Here is a 1,579-nt window from a genome sequence, read left to right as displayed (position 1 = left end):
TGATACCTCGCGTTCACGACCCGCTCCGCGTCGCCCTTGTGCCGCTGATGCGTCGAGGTCGTCGGATTGTCGGGAACGACGATCTGCACCACGCCCCCATAGAAGAAGAACGCTGACACGTGCGCGTCCAGCCACGCCTCGCTCTTCATGTTCGCGTACGCGCGCCAGAACAACGCTCCCGAGAACGGCAGCACCGCGACGAACAGCACCGCCCGAGTCACCTCGCCCGTGACCGCGTCGACGAGGTCGATCGTGTCACCGGCCCAGTCGACCAGCATCGCCCGGCCCGGCTCGTGATGGAGCACCGCGACCAGTGTTTAGCCGGGGTTTCGGGTAGCGCGTGTGTGTCGATCTGGTAGCGCGGGCGCGGCGACCGGGTAGCGGTGTGGCGCCCGCGCGCCCGGTTCAGCTGGTTGCTTCGGTGTGGGTGTGGCGGCGCATGTTTGGCCCGTCGAGTTGGACGAGCTCGGCAGTGGAGACGATGCCGGTTCAGGATGGACTCCGCGATCACGGCGTCGTGGAGCGAGCGATACCAGTCCTCGGGATCGAACTGGCTGGTCACGACGGTCGATCCCCGCCCCTCGCGCGCGGCGAGGATGTTCAGCAGTTCGGCGGCGGTCTGGCCGGTGATCGGGGTGGTGAGGAAGTCGTCGAGCACGAGCAGGTCACAGGTATGCAGCGAGGTGAGGAACGTCAGTCGTTGCGTGTCCTGCCGGTGGTAGACGGCGAGCTGGTTCGCGAGGTCGTCGAGCCGGTAGTACTTCGCGGAGTAATCGCGCCGGCATGCGGCATTCACGAGCGCTTGGGCGAGGTAGGACTTCCCGACGCTGGATTTGCCGAGGATCACGAGGTTGTGGGTCTGGTCGATCCATCGGCAGGCGGCGAGCCGGGCGACGAGTTCACGGTTCAGGTTCCGGCCCTCGAGGTAGCGGATGTCCTCGACGCACGCGCCGGGGTTCGGTGTCCGTGACGCTTTGAGCAGCTTGAGGACGCGTCTCTCGGTGCGGGCCGCGGTCTCGTGCTCGAGGGCGTGACGGATCTTCTGCGAGAACGTCCACTGGTCGTAGGCGGGGTCGTTCGCGATGTCGATCACCGCCTCCCCGAACGCGGTCATCCGCAATCTGGTGAACAAAGGCATGTCGTCGGTGGTGAGGTGCTGGTCAAGCATCGTGTCCGCCTCCCGTCATCTGGTCACCGGCTGGTCGTGTGAGGGCGTCGAGGCTGAACGCTCCCGCGCCGGCGAGGTGGGCCCGGCTGGTGTCCCGCCGCCCCGGCGCGCCGACCACCGGTGACGTGACGACGACACCCGTGTCGCCGGCGACGGTGGGGCGGGCGTCGAGGCTGGCGCGGAGGGCGGTGATGCGGTGCTTGACGGCGGTGTAGCTGATCTGCCGGTGCGGGTCCTCATCGATCAGCCCGCGGCAGGCCTGCTCGAGCAGGACCCGGCCTCCGCGTTTGCCGAGCTCGAGGATGTTCATGCAGGACCGGTAGCCCTGCGCTTCGATCGCCTTCCCGTCCAGCAGCCTCGTGAGCGCGGCGACCGTTCCAGGCCCGACTTTCGCGGCCTGCCGCAGGAAGT

At 67.8% G+C, this 1,579-nt stretch carries 1 protein-coding gene and 2 pseudogenes; all 3 read right to left on the bottom strand.

The window, feature by feature from the left end:
- Positions 1–278: pseudogene (locus IEX31_RS18365) on the bottom strand (IS21 family transposase); the annotation flags it as partial.
- On the bottom strand, positions 218–1,168 hold the full coding sequence (locus IEX31_RS18360; RefSeq protein ID WP_229662497.1) for an ATP-binding protein: 951 nt from the start codon (positions 1,166–1,168) through the stop codon (positions 218–220). The gene IEX31_RS18360 and the pseudogene IEX31_RS18365, both read right to left, overlap by 61 nt.
- A pseudogene (locus tag IEX31_RS18355) lies at positions 1,161–1,579 on the bottom strand (hypothetical protein); the annotation flags it as partial. The gene IEX31_RS18360 and the pseudogene IEX31_RS18355, both read right to left, overlap by 8 nt.

It is taken from the genome of Agromyces bauzanensis, assembly GCF_014645655.1.
Taxonomy (GTDB): Bacteria; Actinomycetota; Actinomycetes; order Actinomycetales; family Microbacteriaceae; genus Agromyces; species Agromyces bauzanensis.
This window is presented reverse-complemented; position numbering and strand designations above follow the sequence as displayed.